Source organism: Streptomyces sp. NPDC046881 (genome assembly GCF_040645015.1).
GTDB lineage: Bacteria > Actinomycetota > Actinomycetes > Streptomycetales > Streptomycetaceae > Streptomyces.
In genome coordinates this window covers 1-5,663 of the sequence record NZ_JBEYXJ010000204.1, presented here as the reverse complement: position 1 = coordinate 5,663, position 5,663 = coordinate 1, and the positions used below count along the sequence as shown (strand labels likewise).

Sequence of the window (5,663 nt, the reverse complement as noted above, 5' to 3'; positions counted from 1 at the left end):
CTGGAGCAGCCGGCGCTGGTGAACATGTACGGCATCACCGAGACCACCGTCCACACCACCTACTACCGGGTGGTCGAGACGGACCTGGCGAGCGGCGCCGGGAACCCGGTCGGGCTTCCCCTGGGCGACCTGACGGTCCACCTCCTCGACGCGGACGGCCGGTTGGTGCCGATCGGCGTGCCCGGTGAGATCCACGTCGGCGGTCCCGGTGTGGCCCGGGGCTACCTGAACCGGCCGGAGCTGACCGCCGAGCGGTTCGTGCCCGACCCGTTCGGTCCGCCCGGTGCCCGGCTCTACCGCTCCGGGGACCTCGCCCTGCGCCGGCCGGACGGCAGTCTGGAGTTCCTGGGCCGCGCCGACGACCAGGTCAAGATCCGCGGCTACCGGATCGAACTCGGCGAGATCGAGGCCGTACTGGCCGATCATCCCGGTATCCGTGAGGCCGTCGCCGTCGTCCGCGACGAGCAGCTCGTCGCCTACCTGGTGCCGGTGGCGGACGACGCACCCGACGCCGCCGAACTGCGGACGTTCCTCTCCCGGGACCTGCCCGACTACATGGTGCCGGCGGCGTTCGTCACGCTGGAGCGGCTGCCGCTGACCGCCAACGGCAAGCTCGACCGGCGCGCCCTGCCGGCCCCGGACCGCACCGCCTACGCGGCGTCCCGGTACGTCGCCCCGCGCACCCCCGTCGAGGAACGCGTCGCCGCCGTCTGGGCCGAGGCCCTGGAGGTCGAGCGGGTCGGTGTGCACGACGGGTTCTTCGACCTGGGCGGCGACTCCATCCGCGCGGTCTCCCTCGTCGGCGCCCTGCGCGAACAGGGCTTCGACCTCACCGTGCGGGACGTCTTCGACCGTCGTACCGTCGCCGAACTGGGCGAACTCCTCACCGGCCGGGCCACGCTGGAGGCCGACGACCTCGCGCTCGTCGCGCCGTTCACACTGATCCCCGACGAGGACCGGGCCCGGCTGCCCGAGGGGATCGTCGACGCCTATCCGCTGTCGCAGATCCAGACCGGCATGGTCATCGAGATGCTCGCGGACGAGGAGAAGAACCACTACCACAACTGCAGCTGCTTCCGGATCCTGGACGAGCGGCCCTTCGACCCGGCCGCCTTCCACCGGGCCGCCCGCGAGGTCGCCGCCCGCCACGACATGCTGCGCACCTCGCTGCACCTGACGGGCTACTCCGTACCGCTGCAGATGGTGCACGAGCGGGCCGAGGTGACCGTCGGCGTGCGCGACCTGCGCGATCTCGCCCCCGACGCGCTGCAGGAGTCGCTGGCGGACTTCGTCCGGCAGGAGCGCGCCCACGCCTTCGACCTCGAAGTGCCGGGGCTGATGCGGTTCCACGCCCATGTGGCCGACGGCCACTGGTGGATCTCCGTCACGGAATGCCACCCGATCATGGAGGGCTGGAGCTACCACTCGCTCCTGATGGAGCTGCTCACCTGCTACCACCGGTTCCGCGACGGCGTGGAGCCCGAGCCGTACGAGCGGCCCGCCGTGCGCTTCGCCGACTCCGTCGCCGGCGAGCTGGCCTCCCTGGCCGGCACCGAGGACCGGACGTACTGGAGCGGGGTGGTCGCCGACTACGAGAAGTTCACCCTGCCCACCGCCTGGGCCGGCGCCCCCGACGCCCCGCGCGGCAAGTACCACGTCCGCGTGCTCTGGGACGACCTGGAGCCGCGGCTGCGCGCCCTGGCCGCCGAGGCACAGGCCTCGCTGAAGAGCGTGATGATCGCCGCGTACGGCAAGGTGCTCAGCCAGCTCACCGACGCCTCCCGGTTCCACGCCGGCCTCGTCTACGACGTACGGCCCGAGGTCACCGGCGCCGACCGCGTCTACGGCATGTACCTCAACACGCTCCCGCTGGCCTTCGACCGGATACCCGGCACCTGGCTGGACCTCGTCCGCGGGGTCTTCGCACGCGAGGTGGAGAGCTGGGCGCACCGCCGCTACCCGCTGCCCGCCGTGCAGCGCGACACCGGTGTCAGCGGCCGGCTCATCGACGTCTTCTTCAACTACCAGGACTTCCGGCAGGTCGACGCGGGCCTGGTGGACGACGCCGTCGGCATCGACGACAGCCCCACCGAGTTCCCGCTGACCATCTCCTCACGGGTGAAGAGCATCTTCCTGACCGCCGACACCCGGTCCCTGGCCCCGGAGCACGCCGACCGGATCGGCGCCATGTTCCGTACGGTCCTGGAGGCGATGGCCGCCGACTTCACCGGCGACGCCCGGCGCCCGCTGCTGCCCGCCGACGAACGGGACCGGCTGACCGGCGCCTGGGCCGTCCACCCCGCCGAACCCGTCCCGCACACCGTGCTGCAGCTGTTCGAGGAGCAGGCCCGGCGCAGCCCCGACGCGGTCGCGGTCGTCGACGGCGGCACCCGGCTGAGCTACGCCGAGCTGGACACCCGCGCCAACCGGCTCGCCCACCACCTGGCCGCGCTCGGGGTGACGACGGAGTCCGTGGTCGGGGTGCTGCTCGACCGGGGCGCCGACCTCGTCACCGCCCTGCTCGCGGTGTGGAAGGCGGGCGGCGCCTACGTGCCGATGGACCCGTCGTTCCCGGCCGACCGGGTGGGCGGCATCCTCGCCGACGCGGGCGCCGCCGTGCTGCTCACACAGTCCGCCTACGCGGACCGGGCAGCGGATCGGGCAGCCGCCGATGCCCCGGTCACGACCGTCCAGCTGGACCGGGAGCGGGCCGCGCTGGCCGCCCGGCCCGGCCGCGCCCCCGAGCGGACCGACGACCCGGCCCGGCTCGCCTACGTCATCTACACCTCCGGCTCCACCGGCCGGCCCAAGGGCGTGCTCGTCCCGCACGGCGGCCTCGCGGGCCACGTCCGCTGGGCCCGCGACGAGCTCACCGGCGCCGGCGGCGGTGCCCCGCTGTTCTCCTCCGTCGCCTTCGACCTGGTCGTGCCCAACCTGTGGGCGCCGCTCGTCGCCGGCCAGGCGGTGCACACGTTCCCGCAGGACCTCGACCTCGGGCAGCTCGGCGAGGCCCTGGCCGCGCAGGCGCCGTACGCCTTCGTGAAGCTCACCCCCGCCCACCTGGAGGTGCTCACCCACCAGATGGACGCGGAGCAGGCGGCCCGGCTGGCGCCGCTGCTCGTGGTGGCCGGCGAGGCGCTGCGCCGCCCCGTCGTGGCGGCCTGGCACGCCCTGGCCCCCGCCACCCGGCTGGTCAACGAGTACGGCCCCACCGAGACGTCCGTCGGCACCTGCACCTGGGAGGTGCCCGGGCCGCGGGACGCCGGCACCCTGCCGGAGATCATGCCGATCGGCGGCCCGCTGCCCGGCGTCACCATGTACGTCCTCGACGACCGCCTCCAGCCGGTCCCGACCGGTGTGCCCGGCGAGCTGTACATCGGCGGGGCGGGCGTGGCCCGCGGCTACCTCGGCCGCCCGGAGCTGACCGCCGAGAAGTTCGTACCCGACCCGTTCGGCCCGCCCGGTGCCCGCCTGTACCGCAGCGGCGACCGGGTGCGGATGCTCGCCGACGGCAGCGTCGACTTCCTCGGCCGCGGCGACGGCCAGGTCAAGATCCGCGGCTACCGCATCGAACTCGGCGAGATCGAGACCGCGCTCGCCGAGCAGCCCGGCATCGCCGACGCCCGCGTGGTGCTGCGCGAGGACCACCCCGGCGAACAGCGGCTCGTGGCCTACCTCGTCGCCGCCGACGACAGCGCCGACACCGCCGTGGCCCCGGCGCGGCTGCACGAGCGGCTCGCCCGCACCCTGCCCGAGTACATGCTGCCGACGGCGTTCGTGGCCCTGCCGGCCATCCCGCTGACCGCCAACGGCAAGCTGGACCGCGCGGCCCTGCCCGCCCCCGGCAGCGAGGCGTACACCACCGACGAGCACACCGCGCCGCGCACCCCGCTGGAGGAGCGGCTCGCCGCGGTGTGGAGCGAGGTGCTCGGCGCCGAACGGGTCGGCGTGCACGACAGCTTCTTCGAGCTGGGCGGTGACTCGATCCGCGCCGTCGCCCTGATCGGCGCCCTGCGCGCCACCGGCCTCGCCGTGTCCGTCCGGGACGTCTTCGCCCACCGTACGGTGGCCGGCCTGGCCGGCGCGCTGTCCGGACGCACCGAGCCGGCCGCCGACACCCCCGCCGGAGTCGCGCCGTTCGCGCTGATCGGCGACGAGGACCGGCGGAAGCTGCCCGCGGGCGTAACCGACGCCTACCCGCTGTCGCTGGTGCAGACCGGCATGCTCGTGGAGACCCTCGCCGACAGCGAGCAGCGCAACTACCACAACGTGAACGTCTACCGCGTCCACGACGACCGCCCCTTCGACGAGGCGGCCTTCCGCACCGCCGTCGCCACCCTGGTCGCCCGCCACGACGCCCTGCGCACCACGGCCGCGCTGACCGGCTACTCGCGCCCGCTGCAACTGGTGCACGCCGAAGCCGACGTGCCCGTCGCCCTGCGCGACCTGAGCGGGCTCCCGGCCGACGCACAGCGGGAGAGCATGCTGGCGTTCGTCGCCGAGGAACGCGGCCGGCCGTTCGACTTCGCCGGCGACGAGCCGCTGCTGCGGGTGTACGCGCACCTGCTGGGCGACGACGGCTGGCTGTGCACCTTCACGCAGAGCCACGCCGTGATGGACGGCTGGAGCAACCAGCTCTTCCTGGTCGACCTGGTCCGCCTCTACCAGAGCCTGCGCGACGGCGTGGAGCCGGAGCCGTACCGGGCGCCGGAGGTGCGCTTCGCCGACTCCATCGCCGCCGAACTGGCCGCCCTGGGCTCGGCGGAGGACCGCGCCTACTGGCAGGACCTGGTCGCCCGGCACGCCAAGGCCACCCTTCCCGAGGCCTGGCGCGGCGACCCGACCCGGCCCGCCGAGGTGGTGCGCGCCGGCACCCGGTTCGCCGACCTCGACGCGCCGCTGCGGGAGCTGGCCCGTGCCGCGAAGACGTCCGTGAAGAGCGTGCTGGTCGCCGCGTTCATGAAGGTGATGGGCCAGCTCACCGACGAGCCGCGCTACCACGCCGGCCTGGTCACCCACTCCCGGCCGGAGGCCGCGGGCGCCGACCGGCTGTACGGCACCTACCTCAACACCCTGCCGTTCCCCGTCGACCGCAGCGCCCGTACCTGGCGCGAACTGGTCGAGCAGGTCTCGGCACGGGAGATCGAGGCCTGGCCGCACCGGCACTTCCCGATGCCGGCCATCCAGCAGGACCGGGGCGCCGGGCGCCTGGTCGACGTCTTCTTCGGCTACCTCGACTTCCACCGGATGGACGACGAGCAGGCCGAGGACGGCTGGGGCTTCAACGACGCCCCGAACGAGTTCGCGCTCACCGTCACCGCCCTCGACGGCATCCTGAGCCTGCGCTCCACCTCCCACGTTCTTGCCCAGGAGCACGCCGAGCGGCTGGCGGGGATGTTCCGGGCGGTGCTGGAGGCGATGGCGGCGGATCCGGAGGGTGATGCGCGGGCGGTGTACCTGCCGGCGGGGGAGCGGGAGCTGATCCTGGCGTCGGCGGGCACGCAGGGGCCGGTGGTGCCGGTGACGGGGACGTTGCACGCGCTGTTCGAGGAGCAGGTGGCGCGGACTCCGGACGCGGTGGCCGTGGTCGCGGGTGGGGTGTCGCTGTCGTACCGGGAGGTGGACGAGCGGGCGAACCGGCTGGCCTGGCATCTGCGGTCGCT

General features: G+C 74.0%; 1 protein-coding gene. It reads left to right on the top strand.

Going from position 1 to position 5,663, the window contains the following annotated elements; genetic code table 11:
- On the top strand, positions 1-5,663 hold a 5,663-nt coding region (locus ABZ923_RS40745; protein ID WP_361483329.1), incomplete at both ends, for an amino acid adenylation domain-containing protein.